Origin of the sequence: Propylenella binzhouense, from assembly GCF_009866965.1 — a bacterium.
Classification (GTDB): Bacteria; Pseudomonadota; Alphaproteobacteria; order Rhizobiales; family Afifellaceae; genus Propylenella; species Propylenella binzhouense.
This window is the reverse complement of record NZ_SPKJ01000008.1, coordinates 24845-40774: the sequence shown is the minus strand read 5'-3', so window position 1 is coordinate 40774 and position 15930 is coordinate 24845. Positions and strand designations below refer to the sequence as shown.

General features: G+C 68.9%; 17 protein-coding genes. 16 read left to right on the top strand and 1 reads right to left on the bottom strand.

Annotated elements, in window-relative coordinates:
* The first annotated feature begins 19 nt into the window (after positions 1 to 19).
* Genes fliF through E4O86_RS04465 form a run of 4 tightly spaced genes read left to right on the top strand, consistent with a single transcriptional unit; the run spans position 20 to position 4735 of the window.
* On the top strand, positions 20 to 1675 hold the full coding sequence (fliF, locus tag E4O86_RS04480) for a flagellar basal-body MS-ring/collar protein FliF (protein WP_205520698.1): 1656 nt from the start codon (positions 20 to 22) through the stop codon (positions 1673 to 1675).
* Positions 1672 to 2295 (top strand): hypothetical protein, encoded by a 624-nt coding sequence (locus tag E4O86_RS04475; RefSeq protein ID WP_161139317.1) that lies wholly within the window; start codon positions 1672 to 1674, stop codon positions 2293 to 2295. The genes fliF and E4O86_RS04475 overlap by 4 nt, the downstream gene beginning before the upstream one ends.
* Positions 2295 to 3584: a MotB family protein gene (locus E4O86_RS04470; protein WP_161139316.1), complete on the top strand. Its 1290-nt coding sequence runs from the start codon at positions 2295 to 2297 to the stop codon at positions 3582 to 3584. The genes E4O86_RS04475 and E4O86_RS04470 overlap by 1 nt, the downstream gene beginning before the upstream one ends.
* Positions 3581 to 4735, top strand: a complete 1155-nt coding sequence (locus tag E4O86_RS04465; RefSeq protein WP_161139315.1) for a chemotaxis protein — start codon at positions 3581 to 3583, stop codon at positions 4733 to 4735. Before E4O86_RS04470 ends, E4O86_RS04465 begins: the two co-directional genes overlap by 4 nt.
* 776 nt (positions 4736 to 5511) lie before the next feature.
* On the opposite strand, the gene E4O86_RS23445 is transcribed toward E4O86_RS04465, so the two are convergent.
* On the bottom strand, positions 5512 to 5949 hold the full coding sequence (locus tag E4O86_RS23445; RefSeq protein ID WP_246206205.1) for a hypothetical protein: 438 nt from the start codon (positions 5947 to 5949) through the stop codon (positions 5512 to 5514).
* Here E4O86_RS23445 and E4O86_RS24015 point away from each other — a divergent pair.
* From E4O86_RS24015 to fliR, 12 genes are all read left to right on the top strand, one after another.
* Complete coding sequence (locus E4O86_RS24015; RefSeq protein ID WP_425500111.1) at positions 5869 to 6246, top strand: hypothetical protein; 378 nt, start codon at positions 5869 to 5871, stop codon at positions 6244 to 6246. The two genes, E4O86_RS23445 and E4O86_RS24015, sit on opposite strands and share 81 nt — an antisense overlap.
* On the top strand, positions 6197 to 6769 hold the full coding sequence (locus E4O86_RS04455; protein WP_161139313.1) for a lytic transglycosylase domain-containing protein: 573 nt from the start codon (positions 6197 to 6199) through the stop codon (positions 6767 to 6769). The genes E4O86_RS24015 and E4O86_RS04455 overlap by 50 nt, the downstream gene beginning before the upstream one ends.
* A gap of 164 nt (positions 6770 to 6933) precedes the next feature.
* Positions 6934 to 7605 (top strand): winged helix-turn-helix domain-containing protein, encoded by a 672-nt coding sequence (locus E4O86_RS04450; protein WP_161139312.1) that lies wholly within the window; start codon positions 6934 to 6936, stop codon positions 7603 to 7605.
* Between the two features lie 96 nt (positions 7606 to 7701).
* A complete protein-coding gene (locus E4O86_RS04445) occupies positions 7702 to 8961 on the top strand; it encodes a flagellar hook protein FlgE (protein ID WP_161139311.1) in 1260 nt (419 codons plus the stop codon).
* Between the two features lie 28 nt (positions 8962 to 8989).
* On the top strand, positions 8990 to 10456 hold the full coding sequence (gene flgK / locus E4O86_RS04440) for a flagellar hook-associated protein FlgK (RefSeq protein ID WP_161139310.1): 1467 nt from the start codon (positions 8990 to 8992) through the stop codon (positions 10454 to 10456).
* A gap of 5 nt (positions 10457 to 10461) precedes the next feature.
* Positions 10462 to 11511, top strand: a complete 1050-nt coding sequence (locus E4O86_RS04435; protein ID WP_161139309.1) for a flagellar hook-associated family protein — start codon at positions 10462 to 10464, stop codon at positions 11509 to 11511.
* Between the two features lie 31 nt (positions 11512 to 11542).
* Positions 11543 to 11902 carry a flagellar biosynthesis regulator FlaF gene (gene flaF, locus E4O86_RS04430; RefSeq protein ID WP_161139308.1) on the top strand — a complete coding sequence of 120 codons (360 nt, stop codon included), beginning with the start codon at positions 11543 to 11545 and terminating at the stop codon, positions 11900 to 11902.
* Positions 11899 to 12309 carry a flagellar biosynthesis repressor FlbT gene (gene flbT, locus E4O86_RS04425; RefSeq protein WP_161139307.1) on the top strand — a complete coding sequence of 137 codons (411 nt, stop codon included), beginning with the start codon at positions 11899 to 11901 and terminating at the stop codon, positions 12307 to 12309. The genes flaF and flbT overlap by 4 nt, the downstream gene beginning before the upstream one ends.
* A gap of 12 nt (positions 12310 to 12321) precedes the next feature.
* The gene (gene flgD, locus E4O86_RS04420) at positions 12322 to 12726 is read left to right on the top strand and encodes a flagellar hook assembly protein FlgD (protein ID WP_161139306.1); all 405 of its coding nucleotides are present in this window, start codon (positions 12322 to 12324) and stop codon (positions 12724 to 12726) included.
* A gap of 1 nt (position 12727) precedes the next feature.
* A complete protein-coding gene (gene fliQ / locus E4O86_RS04415) occupies positions 12728 to 12994 on the top strand; it encodes a flagellar biosynthesis protein FliQ (RefSeq protein WP_161139305.1) in 267 nt (88 codons plus the stop codon).
* A 91-nt stretch (positions 12995 to 13085) separates the two neighbouring features.
* The gene (gene flhA / locus E4O86_RS04410; RefSeq protein WP_161139304.1) at positions 13086 to 15176 is read left to right on the top strand and encodes a flagellar biosynthesis protein FlhA; all 2091 of its coding nucleotides are present in this window, start codon (positions 13086 to 13088) and stop codon (positions 15174 to 15176) included.
* Positions 15173 to 15928, top strand: coding sequence for a flagellar biosynthesis protein FliR (fliR, locus tag E4O86_RS04405; RefSeq protein ID WP_161139303.1), 756 nt, complete (start codon positions 15173 to 15175; stop codon positions 15926 to 15928). The genes flhA and fliR overlap by 4 nt, the downstream gene beginning before the upstream one ends.
* The last annotated feature ends 2 nt before the right edge of the window (positions 15929 to 15930 follow it).

The window sequence follows — 15930 nt, the reverse complement described above, 5'->3', positions numbered from 1 at the left end:
GGACTGATTTGGTGCGGTCATGGGTTCCATCTTGGGCCGGGAACAGCTGGAAAATCTGTGGGCGAACGTGATCGGGCTCGGCTCGCGTCGCCTCGCCGCGCTCGCGCTCGTCGGTCTCTCGGTGTTCGCGCTCGTCGGCCTGGGCGGGTACTATCTGAGCCGGCCCGAACTCGTGACGCTCTATACGGGGCTCGAGCGCGACGACGTCAGCCGGATGGGAGCGGCGCTCGCGGAGGCCGGCATCCTCTTCGACGTCAATGCCGAGGGGAACGCGGTCCTGGTTCGGCCGGGCGATACCGGGCACGCCCGCATGCTGCTCGCCGAGAAGGGCCTGCCGCACAGCGCCGGCGCCGGCTACGAGCTCTTCGACGATCTCGGATCGCTCGGCCTCACCTCGTTCATGCAGGGCGTGACCCGGGTCCGCGCGCTCGAGGGCGAACTCGCCCGCACCATCCAGACCATGCGCGGCATCCGCGCAGCCCGCGTCCACCTCGTCCTCGCCGACGAAGGCTCGTTCCGGCGCGGCAGCCAGCCGCCGTCCGCCTCCGTGGTGATCCGCAGCGAAGGGGGCGACGATGCGGCGCGCGCCCAGGCGATCCGCCATCTGGTCGCCGCGGCGATTCCCAGCATGACCGCCGGCGAGGTGACCGTCCTCAACACCGATGGAGCGATCCTGGCGTCCGGGGACGGGTCCGTCGACCTCGCGCCCGGCAAGCTCGTCGGGCTCGAGACGAAGCTCGGCGAGAGCATCCGCGATCGCATCCGCACCACCCTTGCGCCCTATCTCGGCCTTGAGAACTTCCAGGTGAGCGTCGCCGCGAGGCTCAATACCGACAAGCGCCAGATCAGCGAGACCGTCTACGATCCCGATTCGCGGGTGGAGCGCTCGGTCCGCGTCATCCGCGAGAACCAGACCTCGCAGAACGCCACCTCGAAGCCGCCTACCACGGTTGAGCAGAACATTCCGAACGAGCAGGTCGGCTCGGAAGCCGCCGACCGGTCGAACGAGGAGAACGACCGGCGCGAGGAGGTGACGAATTTCGAGGTGTCCTCGAAATCCACGACGACGACGAGCGACGGCTACGTGCTCGACCGGCTGACCGTGGCGGTGCTTGTCAACAGGCCGCGGCTCCTCGCGAGCCTCGGCGAGAGCCCGAGCCAGGACGCCATCGACGCGCAGATGCGGGAGATCCACGACATCGTCGCATCCGCCAGCGGCTACAAGGCGGATCGCGGCGACGACATCAAGGTGTCGCTGGTGGAGTTCTTGGGCGACGAAGGGAAGCTCGACCCGGTGCCGGCGCCGGGCCTTTCCGAGATTCTCCTCCGCCAGTCCGGCACGCTCATCAATGCCGGCACGATCCTGGTGATCGCGCTCCTCGTCATCTGGTTCGGATTGCGGCCCGCCGCCTCCGTGCTGCTGCAGCGGTTCGAGCCGGCCGTTCCGGGCGGAGCTTCCGTCGCGGTCGCGGCGGTCGAGCCCCAGCTGCCGTCCGGGACCGATGACGGGATCGGGGCGCCGGCCCTGCCCGCTGCCGAAGTGAGCCTCATCGAGGACCTCACGAGCAAGATGACGCGAACGCCGCAGAAGCGGCTCGAACAGATGATCCAGTTCGACGAGGAGCACGCCGCCGCGATCCTCAAGCAGTGGATTCACGAGGGTGCCCGGGCATGACGGTCGTCTCCATCGCGCGCTATCTGACCGATTTTAGCGCGCCTCCCGCTGCCGACGAGCCCGAAATCGCCGATCCGGACGAGCGGCAGCGGCTCGTGGCGGATCCCGGACCGACGCTCGCGGAACAGCTCGCCATGGCGCGGGCCGCGGGGCGGGAGGAGGAGCGGGCGCGGGCGAATTCGGAGCTCGAGGCGCGGCTGGCGCAGGAGGCGGCCGCGCATCGCGCCGCGATGGAGGAGGCGCGCGCCCGCTGGGCGGCGGAGGAGGGCGCCAGGATCGGCGATGGCCTCTCGTCCGCGCTGAAGGAACTCCGCGCGTCGCTTGAGGCCGAGGTGGCCCGTGCGCTGCGGCCCGTGGTGGAATCCGGGCTTCGCGTGCGAACGGTCCATGCCGTTTCGGATGCCGTCTCGACCCTCCTCGATCATGGCGGGCACGAACTGGTCCGCGTGAGCGGCCCGGCGGATCTCCTCGAGGCCGTGCGGACGCGCCTCGGCCGGGCATCCGACGCGGTCGTCTTCGAGGCGGGGGCGGGGGCGGAAGTCCGGGTCGCTGCCGGGGCCACCCTGATCGAGACGGAACTCGGGGCCTGGATCCGCCGTCTCGACGAGGCCTGCGACTGATGGCGGACAGTTCGGCAGCCGGCGAGCACGAGCTCGTCATCATCCGCCGCCGCCACGACGACCATGGTGACGGCCACCACGGCGGCGTCTGGAAGATCGCCTATGCCGATTTCATGACGGCCATGATGGCGTTCTTCCTGGTGATGTGGCTGATCAACGCGACCGACGAGAAGACCAAGACCTCGGTCGCGAGCTACTTCAATCCGCTGAAGCTCGCGGACACCACCACCAATCCGAAGGGAATCCGCGATCCGAAGCGCGTCGATGGCGGCGGCCGGCTGGAGGGCGGCAGCGACACCAAGCCGGAGGCGAAGCAGGGCGACGGCGGCGATATTGCGGGTCACGGCACCGAGATGCCGCCGCCTGTGCCGAAGGAAGCGCCCGCGCCGGAGCACGCGGCTGCGGCGGAGCAGCCTGCGCGTTATTCCGAGGAGGCCCTCTTCGCCAATCCGTACGCGGTGCTCGACGAGATAGCCGCCAATGCGAAGACGAATGGCGGGATTCCAGACCGGCAGGAGGTGCGCGCGGCCGGCGGCGGCGATCAGGCGGGCCTGAAGGGCGGCGAAGCCTTTCGCGATCCGTTCGATCCGGCCTCCTGGCCGTCGCCCGACGGCATCACCTTCGAGCCCGGCGCCGCCGATCCCGTCGTACCGGCCCCGGTTCCTCCGCCGCCGCCGCCCGCTGCGGGCGTGCCCGGACCCGCCCCGGCCCCGCTTCCGGCGAAGACGGCCGAGGTAGCTTCGCGAGAGCCGTCCGGGGATCCCGCCCGCCCGACGGAGGCGGTCTCGGCAGGCCCGGAGGGGAAGGCGGAGAGCGCTGCGGAAAGCGAGGCCGAGGCAGTCAGGGCGGAGCTCGAAGGCGCGATCGATCCGCAGCGGAAAGGTGACGTGCTGCCCCATGTCGATGTTTCCGCGTCGGCTGAGGGGACGCTCATAAACCTTTCGGACGACCGCGCTTTCGGCATGTTTGCGATCGGCTCGGCGGAGCCGCGTCCGGAGGTGATCGCGATCATGGAGAAGATCGCGGCGATCCTCGAGAGCCGGACCGGCCGGATCGTCATCCGGGGCCATACGGACGGCCGGCCGTTCCGGTCCGCGGAGTACGACAACTGGCGCCTTTCCACCGCCCGCGCCCACATGGCTCAGTACATGCTGGTCCGCGGCGGGCTCGACGAGGGACGGATCGAGCGCCTCGAGGGCTACGCCGACCGGGACCTCAGGAATCCCGCCGATCCGGAAGCCGCCGAAAACCGCAGGATCGAGATACTCCTCAGGCGGGAGGCCCGATGAGGGTGCGCGCCCTGTCTTTGGCGATTGCGACTGCCGCGTCGCTTGCCGCTGCCGCTCCGGCTTGCGCGGAGGCCGGGCAGGAGCCCTTTCGTCTCCTGCGCGGCCTGCAGGCGCTTCAGGGCCGGGTGGCGGCCGGCGACGACAAGGCGCAGAAGGCCCAGCCGGAGCTTCTTCGCGCCATCGGACGGTCGATCGCCGCGGCATCCGAGGCGGCGTGGGAAGATCCGCGCAACGTGCGCGCGGTGCTGCTTTACGCCCTGAGCGGCGGGGGCCCCGAACCGCTCCGTCGTCTGAAGGCGCGCGGCACGGACAGGATTCCTCCCGCGCTCCTCGAAGGCGCCATAGCCTTCACCGAAGGGCGGAACGAGGCGGCGCGGAAGGCGCTCGCCGGCATCGACCCGCTCGCTCTTCCCGCCGGAACCGGCGGCCATATCGCGCTCGTGAAAGCGATGGTCGAAGAGGCCGCCGATCCGGCCGCGGCGGACCGGCTCCTCGATGTCGCGCGCCTCCTTTCGCCGGGCACGCTCATCGAGGAGGCGGCCCTGCGCCGGCAGGCGGTGCTCGCGTCCGGACGGGGCGATTACGATCGCTTCGCCTTTCTCTCGGGGCAATATTTCCGGCGCTTCCGGCATTCGGCCTATGCCCCCGCCTTCCTGCCGCAATTCGCGGCCGCCGTGGTCGGCTTCGAGTTTCCGATGATCGCGAGCGCGGAGCGGCCGATCGTCTCCATAATTGCCGGCCTCGACACCGGCACCCGCCGCGCGCTCTATCTGGCGATCGCGCGCGCCGCCGCGATCTCCGGCAAGGCGGATCACGCCATCCTCACGGCCGACCGTGCGGCCGCGCTGAGCGGGCCGGGCACGGCGGAGCGGGCGCGGGCCGATCTCTATGCCGCCGCGGTGCTGATCGCGACGGAGGCCTACGATCTCGGCATTGGGAAGCTCGCGGGCGTCGACGCCGCGCTGCTCGGCTCCGCCGATCGCGATCTCCTCCGCGCGGCGACGGCGCTGTCGGCGCGGCTTCGGGAATGGCCGGCCGATGCGCCTGCGGGCGCGCTCCCGGCAGAGGGCCAGGGCCCCGATCCCGACCTCGCCGTGCGCGGCAAAAAGGCGGTCGCCGAGGCCGACGCGCTTCTTGCCAGCCTGCAATGACGGCCATTCCCGCAAGTCCGGCAGGAGCCGGCGACACAGGACGCCCGGGCGGCATGCCGTCCGGCTCGCGCAGGGGCGGTCCGGGAGGGTCGGCGGACGGCCTGTTCGAAAGCTATCTCGCGGCCCCATCCGATCGCGGCGCCGCCGCCGCCGGCGGCAAGGCTCCCGGATACCCGGCCGGTCCCGCAACGCCCTTCCAGGCTCCGCCCTTCGACCGGTTCTGTCCGGACACCGCCCGGTCGGGGTCGCCTTCCGTCGGTGCGCCCGGCTCGCGCGGGGGACCGGACGGAGAGAGTGGACACGGCCCGGAAGCGCTGCCGTCCGCCCGCCCGTCCGCCCGCCCGTCCGGAACGCCGGCCGAGAGCCGCTCTCTGCGCGTCGATCCGCATCGCGCGGCCCTGCCGGAGGAGGCCGGCCGGGCAGCCGCCCGGACGCCCAAGGGCTCCTCCGGATCGGAGCCGATGGCCCACCCCCGCTGCCTGGATGAACAAAGGAAGGCCTTTTCCCGGATTGCCGCCGGCGGATCCGGCACGGAGCCTGCCGAGGAGGCCGCCCGATCCCGATCGGCGCGGAGGAGCGCGGTCCGGCACGCCGCTGCGGCGCCGGACGAGCCGACGCGCGAGCGCCTGCTGGATGCCGCGGGGCGTGCGTGGGCCCATCTTGCCGCCGACGCGATCTCCGGCCGGGAGCGATCGTCTGAGCTTGCGCGGCCGGACGTGCATGGGGCCCGGAGCGGTTCCGAGACCGCGCTCTCCGACGGATCCGGGGACGGTTCGTCAGCCCGTCCGCACAGCCGGACCGGAAACGATCGTGGCGCGCTCGCGGCGGCGGAGCCGGTTTCGCACCGCGCCGGTGCGTCCGGCGATGCTCCCCGGGATCTTCCAAGGCATGAGGCGTTCGAGACGCCGCGGATCCTTGCCGCGCACGCCGAGACGCATCTTCCTCCCGCCGATTACCGGGAGCTCGCGCTTCGGATCGGCGACCGGATCGTTGCGGAAGCCGTGCTCGGCGCGGGCGGGGATTTCCTCCGCCCGAGCCCGACGGGCTTCGATCCTGCGCCTGCGGCGCGGCCGATCGTCATGGCGCGCTTCCTCGAGATCCGCCTCGAGCCCGGCTCGCTCGGCGAGATCGGGGTGCGCTTCGAGCTGCGAGGCCGTGCGATCCGCGTCGCGCTCGACGTGTCCGATGACGAACTCGCGCGGCGGATCGACCAAGATCGGGGAAAGCTCGGCGAGCGGCTGGGCCGAGCGGGGCTCGACCTGGAGGCCGTGACCGTCACCCGGGCGGAATTCCCGGACGGCCGCGCCCCGAGGATCGAGGCTCGGACCGATTCCGCAATCGCGCGACAGGCGTCCGGGGGCGAGCTGGCGGGCGGGGACGCGTCCGGCGGGCGGGACGAGCCCCGCGCCCCCGCGCCACCTCTCCGTCCGGCATCCCGCGGCGGCGCCGAAGGACCTCCCAATGCGATCGACGGTTCGGGGGCTCGCCGCGGCGGCCCTCTCTATCTCTAGCCTGACCTGCAGCCTGCCGGCTCTCGCGGCCGCCCCGGCGATCTGCGAGCGCGAGATGGCGCTCGCCTCGCAGCGCCATCAGGTCCCGCTCGGCATGCTCTATGCGGTCGCGCTCACTGAGACAGGTCGTCGCGGCTCGTTGCAGCCCTTCGCGATGAATATCGCCGGCGAGCCGTTCTTCGGGGTCGACGTCGACGACGCGCTCAGGCGGTTCGGGGCCGCGCGCCGGGCGGGAACGGACCTGATCGACATCGGCTGCATGCAGATCAACTACCGTTACCACGCGGAGAAGTTCAATTCCGTGGCCGAAATGTTCGATCCTGCCAAGAATGTCGGCTACGCCGCCCGGTTCCTGAAATCGCTATACACCAAGGAGGGCAGCTGGACCATGGCGGTTGCTCGCTATCATGCGGGCCCGAACAACAACCCGGCGCAGAAGCGCTATGTATGCGCGGTGATCAGCAACATGGTTGCTTCCGGATTCGGATCCTGGACCGCGGAGGCAAAGAGCTTCTGCAGGTAGCGGAGCGCGGCAAAGACCTCGAGCGCCGCCGCACAGCCCCCGGCTGCATCGCGCTCGTTCGGGTGCTCCGGACGCTTTCCTCCTCGAGAAGATTCAAATTGTCAAAATCCCAATGTAAGGTGCCTAAGTGATTCGGGGGAATCGGGCGAATCGGGGGCATTCGGGTGTTCATTATTGTCGACGATCGGGACATCGTCACAAACGGGTATGCATCGAGGTTCGGGCGGGAAGGTATCTCCTCGACCGGCTTCTGCCCCGGAGAGTTCCGGGACTGGGTCGAAACGGTCGCCGCAGACGACTTGTCGGCTGTCGAGGCCTTTATTCTTGGCGACTGCCAGGACAGATCGGCCTATCCGAAGCTGATCCGGGAGCGCTCGCGCGCTCCGGTGATCGCGCTCAACGAGAATCCGTCGCTGGAGCGGACGCTCGAGCTGTTCGCGGCCGGGGTCGACGACGTCGTCCGCAATCCCGTCCATGTGCGCGAGCTGCTTGCGCGCGTCGGCGCGATCCGCCGGCGCTACGAGGCGGCCGACGCGCAAGCGATCGTGGGTGAGATGCGGGTCTTCTTCGACGGCCGCGATCCGGAGATCAGGGGCGAAATCCTGCCTTTGCCGCGGCGGGAGCGTCGGATCCTGGAATACCTCGTGACCAACCGGAACAGGCGGGTCAGCAAGTCCCAGATCTTCAACGCGATCTACGGGATCTTCGACGAGGACGTGGAGGAGAGCGTGGTCGAAAGTCACGTCAGCAAGCTCCGCAAGAAGCTCCGCCAGCGGCTCGGCTACGATCCGATCGATTCGAGGCGGTACCTCGGATACTGCCTCACGGCGCCGTAATCCGGCTTCCCGGCGAGGGGTCGCCGGGCCGGGACAGCTTCACGCAAGCTCCCTGACTTCTAATTCGCGCGGACACTGCGCGCGGGGAAGGTGCGGATGAGCCTCTATACTGTCATGCGGGCGGGCGTCTCGGGCATGGCTGCCCAGTCCAACCGGCTTTCGGCCGTCGCCGACAACATCGCGAATTCCGATACCAACGGCTACAAGCGCGCGGAGGCGGAGTTCTCGTCGCTCGTCGTGCGCGGCGCCGTCGAGGACTACGAGGCGGGCGGCGTTACCAGCAGCATGACCTACGCGATCTCGGAACAGGGCGGCTTCGAATACACGAACTCGTCGACCGATCTCGCGGTGAACGGCAGCGGCTTCTTCGTCGTCAGCGATGCGTCGGGCAACACCTACCTGACCCGTGCCGGTTCGTTCGTCCCGGACAGCGAGGGCAATCTCGTCAACGCGGCCGGCTATTACCTGATGGGCTACAGCCTCGACGCGGGAGATCCGGCCGCCGTGGCGAACGGGCTGACCGGCCTCGAGATGGTCAACATCGATGCCGGCGAGCTCGTTGCGACGCCGACGACCGAGGGGGATCTCGTCGTCAACCTCCCCGTGGACGCCGCCGAGGTGGCGGCCGGCAGCCTTCCGTCCGACAATGTCGAGGGCTCGACCTACAGCGCCAAGACCTCCCTGGTGGCCTATGACAGCGTGGGCGGCGAGGTCATTCTGGACGTCTACTACACGAAGACCGGCGAGAACACGTGGGAGGTCGCCGTCTACGACCAGGCGGACGCGTCCGCGGAAGGCGGGTTCCCCTATTCCTCGGCGCCGCTTTCCGTCGAGACGCTGACCTTCGATCCCGCCACCGGACAGATCGCCGTCGGCAGCGCTTCGGCGCTCTCGTTCGCCATCCCGGACGGGGCGACCGTCACGATCGACCTCGCCGGCACGACCGAGCTTTCGGGTGACTATGCGCTCGTCGAGGCGACGCTCGACGGCAATGCTCCGAGCAGCGTCGCCTCGGTGGAAGTCGCGGCGGACGGGACGGTCTACGCCGTCTACGACAACGGCGAGCGGAAGGCGACCTACAAGATCCCGCTTGCCGACGTGCCGAGCCCCGACAGCCTCACGCCCATCAGCGGCAACGTCTACCAGCTCAGCAACGAATCCGGCGACGTGGTGGTCGGCTTCCCCGGGCTTGCCGGCTTCGGCTCGGTCGTCTCGGGCGCGCTCGAGAGCTCGACGGTGGATCTCGCCTCCGAGCTGACGGCGATGATCCAGGCCCAGCGCGGCTACATCGCGAATTCGAAGGCGTTCCAGACCGGGGCCGATCTCCTCGACGTACTGGTAAATCTGAAGCGCTGACGGGGCGGTCGTAAAAGGTCCCTTCTCCATGAGCCTCTCAGCAGCCCTCAACACCGCACAGTCCTCCGTGAGGGCGGTCGCATCCCAGACGGCAGTGGTGTCGCGGAACATCACGGGCGCCGGGGACCCGGGCTATACGCGCAAGATCGCGGCCGTGCTCACAGCGGCGGACGGATCCGTGCGGGGCGTCGCCGTCTCGCGGGCTAGCGACCAGGCGCTTCAGGACAGGCTCCTTCGCGCCACCTCGACCTCGGCCGGCGCGCAGGTGCTTGCGGACGGGCTCGAGGCGATCCGGGCCGGGCTCGGAACGGACTACGCGCGCTCGCCCGCCGCCGGTCTGGCGTCCTTGCGGGATGCGCTCCAGCTCTACGCCGCCTCCCCGAACGACGAGCTCGCCGCGCAGGACGTTCTGACAGCCGCCGGAACGCTGGTTCAGTCGCTCCACGAGGGTACGGAGGCCGTCCAGTCGGTGCGTGCCGAAGCCGACGAGGCGATCGCGGCGTCGGTGGACCATGTCACCGCGACCCTCGCGAAATTCCAGGACGTGAACACGGCGATCGTCCGGGGCACGGCGGCCGGAACGGACGTCACCGCCCTCCTCGACACGCGCGACCAGCTTCTGGGCGATCTTTCCTCCGAGATCGGCATCACGGTCCAGGTCAGGGCCAACAACGACATGGCGATCTACACGGATAGCGGCGTGCCGCTCTTCGACAAGGTCGCGCGCTCGGTGACGTTCGAGCCGGCGCAGGCCTTCGCTGCCGGCGTCTCCGGAAACCCCGTGTTCGTCGACGGCGTGCCTGTCACCGGCGAAGGCGGCATGCCGATCCGGTCCGGAAAGCTGACGGGCCTCGTCGAGCTCCGCGACGGCGCGACGGTCGAGTACCAGCGCCAGCTCGACGAGATCGCGCGCGGCGTGATCGAGGCATTCGCCGAGACGCCCGCCGACGGGTCCGCCGCCCCCGTCCGGCCGGGATTGTTCACCTATCCCGGCGATCCGGCCATGCCGGCGGAGGGCGGGGTGCTCGAGGGCCTCGCCGCCGCGATCAGCGTCAATCCGAACGCGGATCCTGCCCAGGGCGGCAGCCTTCTTCGCATCCGTGATGGCGGCCTCTCGGATCCGTCCAACCCGGCCTATGTCTCCAATCCGGAAGGCGACGCCGGCTTCTCCGATCGGATCGAGGCGCTGTTCGAGGCGATCACCGCCGCCCGCAGCTTCGAAACGGGCGGCGCATCGGGGACGGACAGCGATCTTCTCGCGTTCGCGAACGGCTCCATCGGATGGCTCGAATCGGCGCGGCAGACCGCCTCGTCGGATGCCGACTACCAGGCCGCCTTTCTCGACCGGGCCGGCGAGGCGTTCTCGAACGCGACCGGGGTCAATCTCGACGATGAACTGACCGAGATGCTTCGCCTCGAGCGCTCCTATCAGGCCTCGGCCAAGCTTCTCTCCACCGTCGATTCCATGCTCGCCAGCCTGCTCGAGGTCGCCTGAACGCCATGAAATCCATGAACGTCTCGACCAGTTCGATTGCCTATTCGACGCGAAGCGCGCTGCAGAGAATGCAGGCCGAGCTCCTGAAGGCGCAGTCGGAGCTTTCGACCGGCAAGGTCGACGATGCCGGGCTCGCGCTCGGAGCGCAGACGCGCCGACTGGTTTCGCTCGACCAGGAGCGCACGAGCCTCAAGTCGCTGACCGACGCGAACCAGCTCGTCGCGTCGCGCCTGCAGGCGAGCCAGGACGCCCTCGGCACGATCAACGAAGTCGCGGAGGACTTTCTCGGCACCCTGCTCTCCATCGGAGAGGGCGACGTCTCGCCGGAGACCCTGAGGGCTCGCGCCCAGGAGGCGCTCGGGACGGTGCTCTCCACCCTCAACGCCACCTATCAGGGCACGCATCTCTTCGCCGGCATCAATGTCGACGCCGCGCCCATGGACGACTTCCTGGCGGAGGCAGGCTCGCCGGGCCGTTCGGCCATCGCGGCGGCGTTCGAGAGCGCATTCGGCATGCCGGCGGACGATCCTTCCGCCTCCGGCATCGGCGCGGACGCGATGCAGTCGTTCCTCGGCGGCGAGTTTGCCGCGCTCTTCGACGACGGATCCTGGCAGGAGAACTTCTCCTCGGCCTCGGACCGCAACATCCGCAGCCGCATCTCGCGCTCGGAGCTTGTCGAGACGTCGGTCAACGCGAACGATCCGGCGGTGCGCGATCTCGTGGCCGCGCTCACCATGGTGAGCGAGGTCGGGGTGGACGGGCTCTCGGCGGAGGCGCGCGGCGCGGTCGTCGCCTCCGCGCAATCGCTCCTGGGAAGCGCCACGGCCGGCATCACGCAGATGCAGGCTCGGCTCGGCTCGGCGCAGGCCCGGATCGGCGATGCCAACGACACGATGGACGTCCAGATGGACCTGCTCGCGAGCCAGATCGGCGCTCTCGAGGACGTCGATCCGCTGGAAGCTTCGGCGCGGGTCAACGCGCTCATGACGAAGATCGAAACGGCCTATGCGCTGACTGCTCGGATCCAGCAGCTCAGCCTCCTGAAATATATCTGAAATCGGGTCCGGATAGGAGAGGCAGGGGGCGATGTACCAGTCCGCTTACGCCGAGGTCCTCGATGAGCGCCCGCAGACGATGCGAGACAGCGAGCGCGAGGCGTTCGACCGCTCGATCGCATTGCTCGAGGCTGCCGAAAGGGCAGGCCCGGGCACCCGCGAGGCAGCCGAGTCGCTGCACTTCCTGATCAGGCTCTGGTCGATCCTGCTCGACGATCTGGCCTCGCCCGGGAACAGCCTCGCGCCGGACCTGCGCGCCGGCCTCATCTCGATCGGCATCTGGATCGTCAAGGAGGCCGACCGGATCCGGCTCGAGGAGGCCGATTCCTTCGTCCCCCTGATCGAGATCAGCCGGACCATCAGGGACGGCCTGAAGGGCCAGAATTCATGATCATCTCGCTCCGGCCCGGGGAGAAGATCTACGTCAACGGCGCGGTGCTGCGCGTCGACCGCAAGGTGTCGCTCGAGCTCCTGAACGACGTCACCTTCCTGCTCGAGAGCCACGTGCTGCAGCCGGAGCAGGCGACGACTCCGCTGCGGCAGCTCTATTTCGTGGTGCAGACGATCCTGATGGAGCCCGGCGAGGCCCTCGCCGCGCGCGACATGTTCCGGACGCTGCATGGCGTCCTCGTGGGCACGTTCGAACGTCAGGACGTGCTTGCCGGGCTTGCGGCCGTCGAGCGTCAGGTGGGCGCCGGGCGTCCCTTCGACGCGCTGAAGAGCCTGCGTGCGCTGTTCCCGATCGAGGATGCGATCCTGAGGCATTCCGCGGGCGAAGTCTCGCCCTGTGCGGCCTGAAGGGAGGGCGGGATGGAAGTGACTTCGAGCACGAGCGCCGCGACGGCGGCTTCGTCCGCTTCGTCATCCTCGGCGAGTTCGGCCTCGTCGCTCGACTACGACGCATTCCTGAAGCTCCTCATCGCGCAGATGCAGAACCAGGACCCGACGAACCCGATGGATTCCTCGGAATATGTCGCCCAGTTCGCCTCCTTCGCGACGGTCGAGCAGGGGATCGCGACCAACGCCAAGCTCGACGCACTCCTGACCTCCTCCTCGCTTGCCCAGGCGGACGGAGTGATCGGCCGGACCGCGACCTCGGCGGACGGCACCGTCTCCGGCACGGTCACCGCGCTCCGCATGACCTCCGGCGCGCCGGTCGCGGTTCTCGACACGGGCGACGAGCTGGTGCTCGACGCCGGCGTGACGATCAGCTGACATGAACGAGGCGGACGCCCTCGACCTCGTCCAGAACGCGATCTGGACCGTGATCATCGCCTCCGGGCCAGCCGTCGCCGCGGCCATGCTGGTGGGCGTCGTCATCGCGCTCTTCCAGGCCGTCACCCAGATCCAGGAGATGACGCTCACCTTCATCCCGAAGATCGTCGTCATCCTCGTCGCCATGACGCTTACCGCGCCCTTCATCGGCGGCCAGATCTACGCCTTCACGGAGCAGGTCTACGGCCGGATCGAAAGCGGCTTCTGACGCCTTTTGAAGCCGCCGGCCCGCGGAGCCTCGACCATCTCCGCGCAAGCTTGGTCCGCCATCTTCGGTGCCGCATGCACAAGGGTGGATAGTGGCGGACACGCTGGTCTCCTCATCGGCAGCCCTCCCGCGGAAGGGCGGGCGAGACATCGGATTCGCGCTCGGGATCGTGCTGATCCTGACGATCCTCTTCCTGCCGATCCCGGCCGTCCTCATCGACATGGGCCTGGCGCTCTCGATCGCCGTCTCGGTCCTGATCCTGATGGTGGCGCTCTGGATTCAGAAGCCGCTGGACTTCTCGGCCTTTCCGACCGTCCTCCTGATCGCCACCATGCTGCGCCTGTCGCTCAACATCGCGACCACGCGCACGATCCTTTCGCACGGCTCGGAGGGAACGACGGCGGCCGGATACATTATCGGCGGCTTCTCGAGCTTCGTGATGAGCGGCGACTTCGTCATCGGGCTCATCGTCTTCGTCATCCTGGTGACGGTGAACTTCGTCGTCATCACGAAGGGCGCCACGCGCATCGCGGAAGTGGGCGCCCGCTTCACCCTCGATTCCATTCCCGGAAAGCAGATGGCGATCGACGCCGACCTTTCCGCGGGCCTCATCGACGAGAAGGTCGCCCAGCAGCGCCGGCGGGAGCTGGAGGAGGAGAGCGCCTTCTTCGGCGCTATGGACGGCGCCTCCAAGTTCGTCCGCGGCGATGCCGTCGCCGGGCTCATCATCACGGCGGTGAACATATTCGGCGGCATCCTGATCGGCGTGACGCGCCACGACATGCCGCTCGGCCAGGCGGCCGACGTCTTCACGAAGCTCTCCGTCGGCGACGGCCTCGTCAGCCAGATTCCGGCGCTGATCGTCTCGCTCGCGGCCGGCCTCCTCGTCTCGAAGGGCGGCACGCGGGGCTCCGCGGAACAGGCGGTGCTCGGCCAGCTCGGAACCTATCCCCGCGCGCTCTCCGTCGCCGCCCTGCTGATGGGGGTGCTCGCGGTGCTGCCGGGGCTCCCGTTCCTGCCCTTCGCCATTCTGGGCGGACTGATGGCGTCGGTCGGCCGCATGATCCCGGTCCGCCTGGCCCAGGCTCGAGCCGCGGAGGAGGAGAAGGCGCGGGAGGCGGAGGCCGCCCTCAGGCGGGAGGCGGCCGATTCGGTCAAGGAATCCCTGAAGACAGCCGAAATCGAGCTCTGCCTCGGCAAGCAGCTTGCGGTGACGCTCTTCGCCTCGCACGGGGAGCTCGCCCACCGGGTGGCCAGGATGCGGCGGAAGTTCGCCCAGCAATACGGCTTCGTCGTTCCCGAGATCCGGCTCACCGACAGCCTGACCATCCCGCCGAAGAGCTACCAGGTTCTGATCCACGGCACGGTCGCGGCGCGCCAGGACCTTCGGATCGGCGATGTGCTCGTCATAACGGGGGATGGCCGTCTTCCGGACGTCCCGGGCGACGAGGCGCGCGAGCCGGCATTCGGCATGAAGGCGCTGTGGATTCCGCAGGCCTTCGCGGGCGAGCTCAAGCGCCAGGGCTTCGATCCGGTCGACAACGTGTCCGTGATCCTCACGCATCTGAGCGAGGTGATCCGCAACAGCCTGCCGCAGCTCCTGTCCTACCGCGACATGCGCATGCTGCTCGACCGGCTGGAGCCTGAGTACAAGCGCCTCCTCGACGACATCTGTCCGGCCCACCTTTCCTATTCGGGCCTGCAGGCCGTTCTGAAGCTCCTTCTTGCCGAGCGCGTCTCGATCCGGAACCTGCATCTCATCCTGGAAGCGATCGCGGAGATCGCGCCCCATGTCCGGCGCTCGGAGCAGGTCGCGGAGCATGTGCGGATGCGCATCGCACCGCAGATCTGCGGGGATCTCGCCGATGACGGCGTGCTGAAGGTGCTGCGGCTCGGCAATCGCTGGGATCTCGCCTTCCACCAGAGCGTCAAGCGCGACGCCAAGGGAGACGTCGTGGAATTCGACATGGATCCGCGGCAGGTGGAGCAGTTCGGCGCCGATGCGACGAAGGCGGTTCGCGAACGGATGGACAAGGGCGAGCACTTCGTCATCGTGACGGCGCCCGAGGCGCGCCCCTATGTGAGGCTCATCATCGAGCGTCTGTTTGCGACGCTCCCGGTCCTCTCGCACCTGGAGATCGCCCGTGGCGTCGAGATCAGGTCGCTTGGAACGATCTCGTGACTCCGCTCGGGCCGGAGGTCGTGCTCGCGACCTTTCTGGTGTTCTGCCGGATCGGAAGCTGCCTGATGCTGATGCCCGGCTTTTCGAGCAGTCGCATCCCGGTGCAGGTCCGGCTCTTCCTCGCGGTTGCGGTCACGCTCGCGCTTGCACCGATCCTCGTGCCGCGCGTCTCCGGTCTCGCCGTGGACGACCGCCCGGTGGCGCTCGCCGGCACGGTGTTCGCGGAGGTTCTGACCGGCACGGCGATCGGGCTGATGGGCCGCATCTTCTTCATCGCACTCGAGACGCTTGCGGCGGGGGCGGCCATGATGGTCGGTCTCGGCAACATGCCCGGAGCGCCGATCGACGACGCGGAGCCGCTTCCCCCGCTCGTGTCCCTCGTCATGCTCTCCGCCGCCGTGCTGGTGTTCGCGACCGAGCAGCACTGGGAGATCCTGCGCGGGCTTCTGGCCTCCTACGCCGCGCTTCCGGTCGGGGAGGGGTTCTCGCCCCGGTTCGGCCTGACGGGACTGGCCGATCGGCTCTCCGAAGCCTTCGTGCTCGCCCTCCGGGTGACCAGCCCCTTCGTAGTCTACGGCGTCGTCGTCAATCTGGGCGTCGGCCTCGCCAACCGGCTCACGCCCCAGATCCCGGTCTATTTCATCTCGATTCCGTTCGTCCTGCTGGGCGGCCTGTTCCTCGTCTATGCCACGGTGCGCGAGGTGCTGCATCTCTTCCTGTCGGGCTTCGCGGCCTGGCTTCTCACCGGGTGAGC

Excerpts from the sequence above, each read along its gene's own strand:
- flbT (WP_161139307.1), top strand. The coding sequence starts at position 11,899 with ATGATCATCTCGCTCCGGCCCGGGGAGAAGATCTACGTCAACGGCGCG.
- E4O86_RS04435 (WP_161139309.1), top strand. The coding sequence starts at position 10,462 with ATGAAATCCATGAACGTCTCGACCAGTTCGATTGCCTATTCGACGCGA.
- E4O86_RS04455 (WP_161139313.1), top strand. The coding sequence starts at position 6,197 with ATGCGATCGACGGTTCGGGGGCTCGCCGCGGCGGCCCTCTCTATCTCT.
- flgK (WP_161139310.1), top strand. The coding sequence starts at position 8,990 with ATGAGCCTCTCAGCAGCCCTCAACACCGCACAGTCCTCCGTGAGGGCG.
- flaF (WP_161139308.1), top strand. The coding sequence starts at position 11,543 with ATGTACCAGTCCGCTTACGCCGAGGTCCTCGATGAGCGCCCGCAGACG.
- E4O86_RS04465 (WP_161139315.1), top strand. The coding sequence starts at position 3,581 with ATGAGGGTGCGCGCCCTGTCTTTGGCGATTGCGACTGCCGCGTCGCTT.
- E4O86_RS04470 (WP_161139316.1), top strand. The coding sequence starts at position 2,295 with ATGGCGGACAGTTCGGCAGCCGGCGAGCACGAGCTCGTCATCATCCGC.
- flgD (WP_161139306.1), top strand. The coding sequence starts at position 12,322 with ATGGAAGTGACTTCGAGCACGAGCGCCGCGACGGCGGCTTCGTCCGCT.
- E4O86_RS04475 (WP_161139317.1), top strand. The coding sequence starts at position 1,672 with ATGACGGTCGTCTCCATCGCGCGCTATCTGACCGATTTTAGCGCGCCT.
- E4O86_RS04445 (WP_161139311.1), top strand. The coding sequence starts at position 7,702 with ATGAGCCTCTATACTGTCATGCGGGCGGGCGTCTCGGGCATGGCTGCC.
- fliQ (WP_161139305.1), top strand. The coding sequence starts at position 12,728 with ATGAACGAGGCGGACGCCCTCGACCTCGTCCAGAACGCGATCTGGACC.
- fliF (WP_205520698.1), top strand. The coding sequence starts at position 20 with ATGGGTTCCATCTTGGGCCGGGAACAGCTGGAAAATCTGTGGGCGAAC.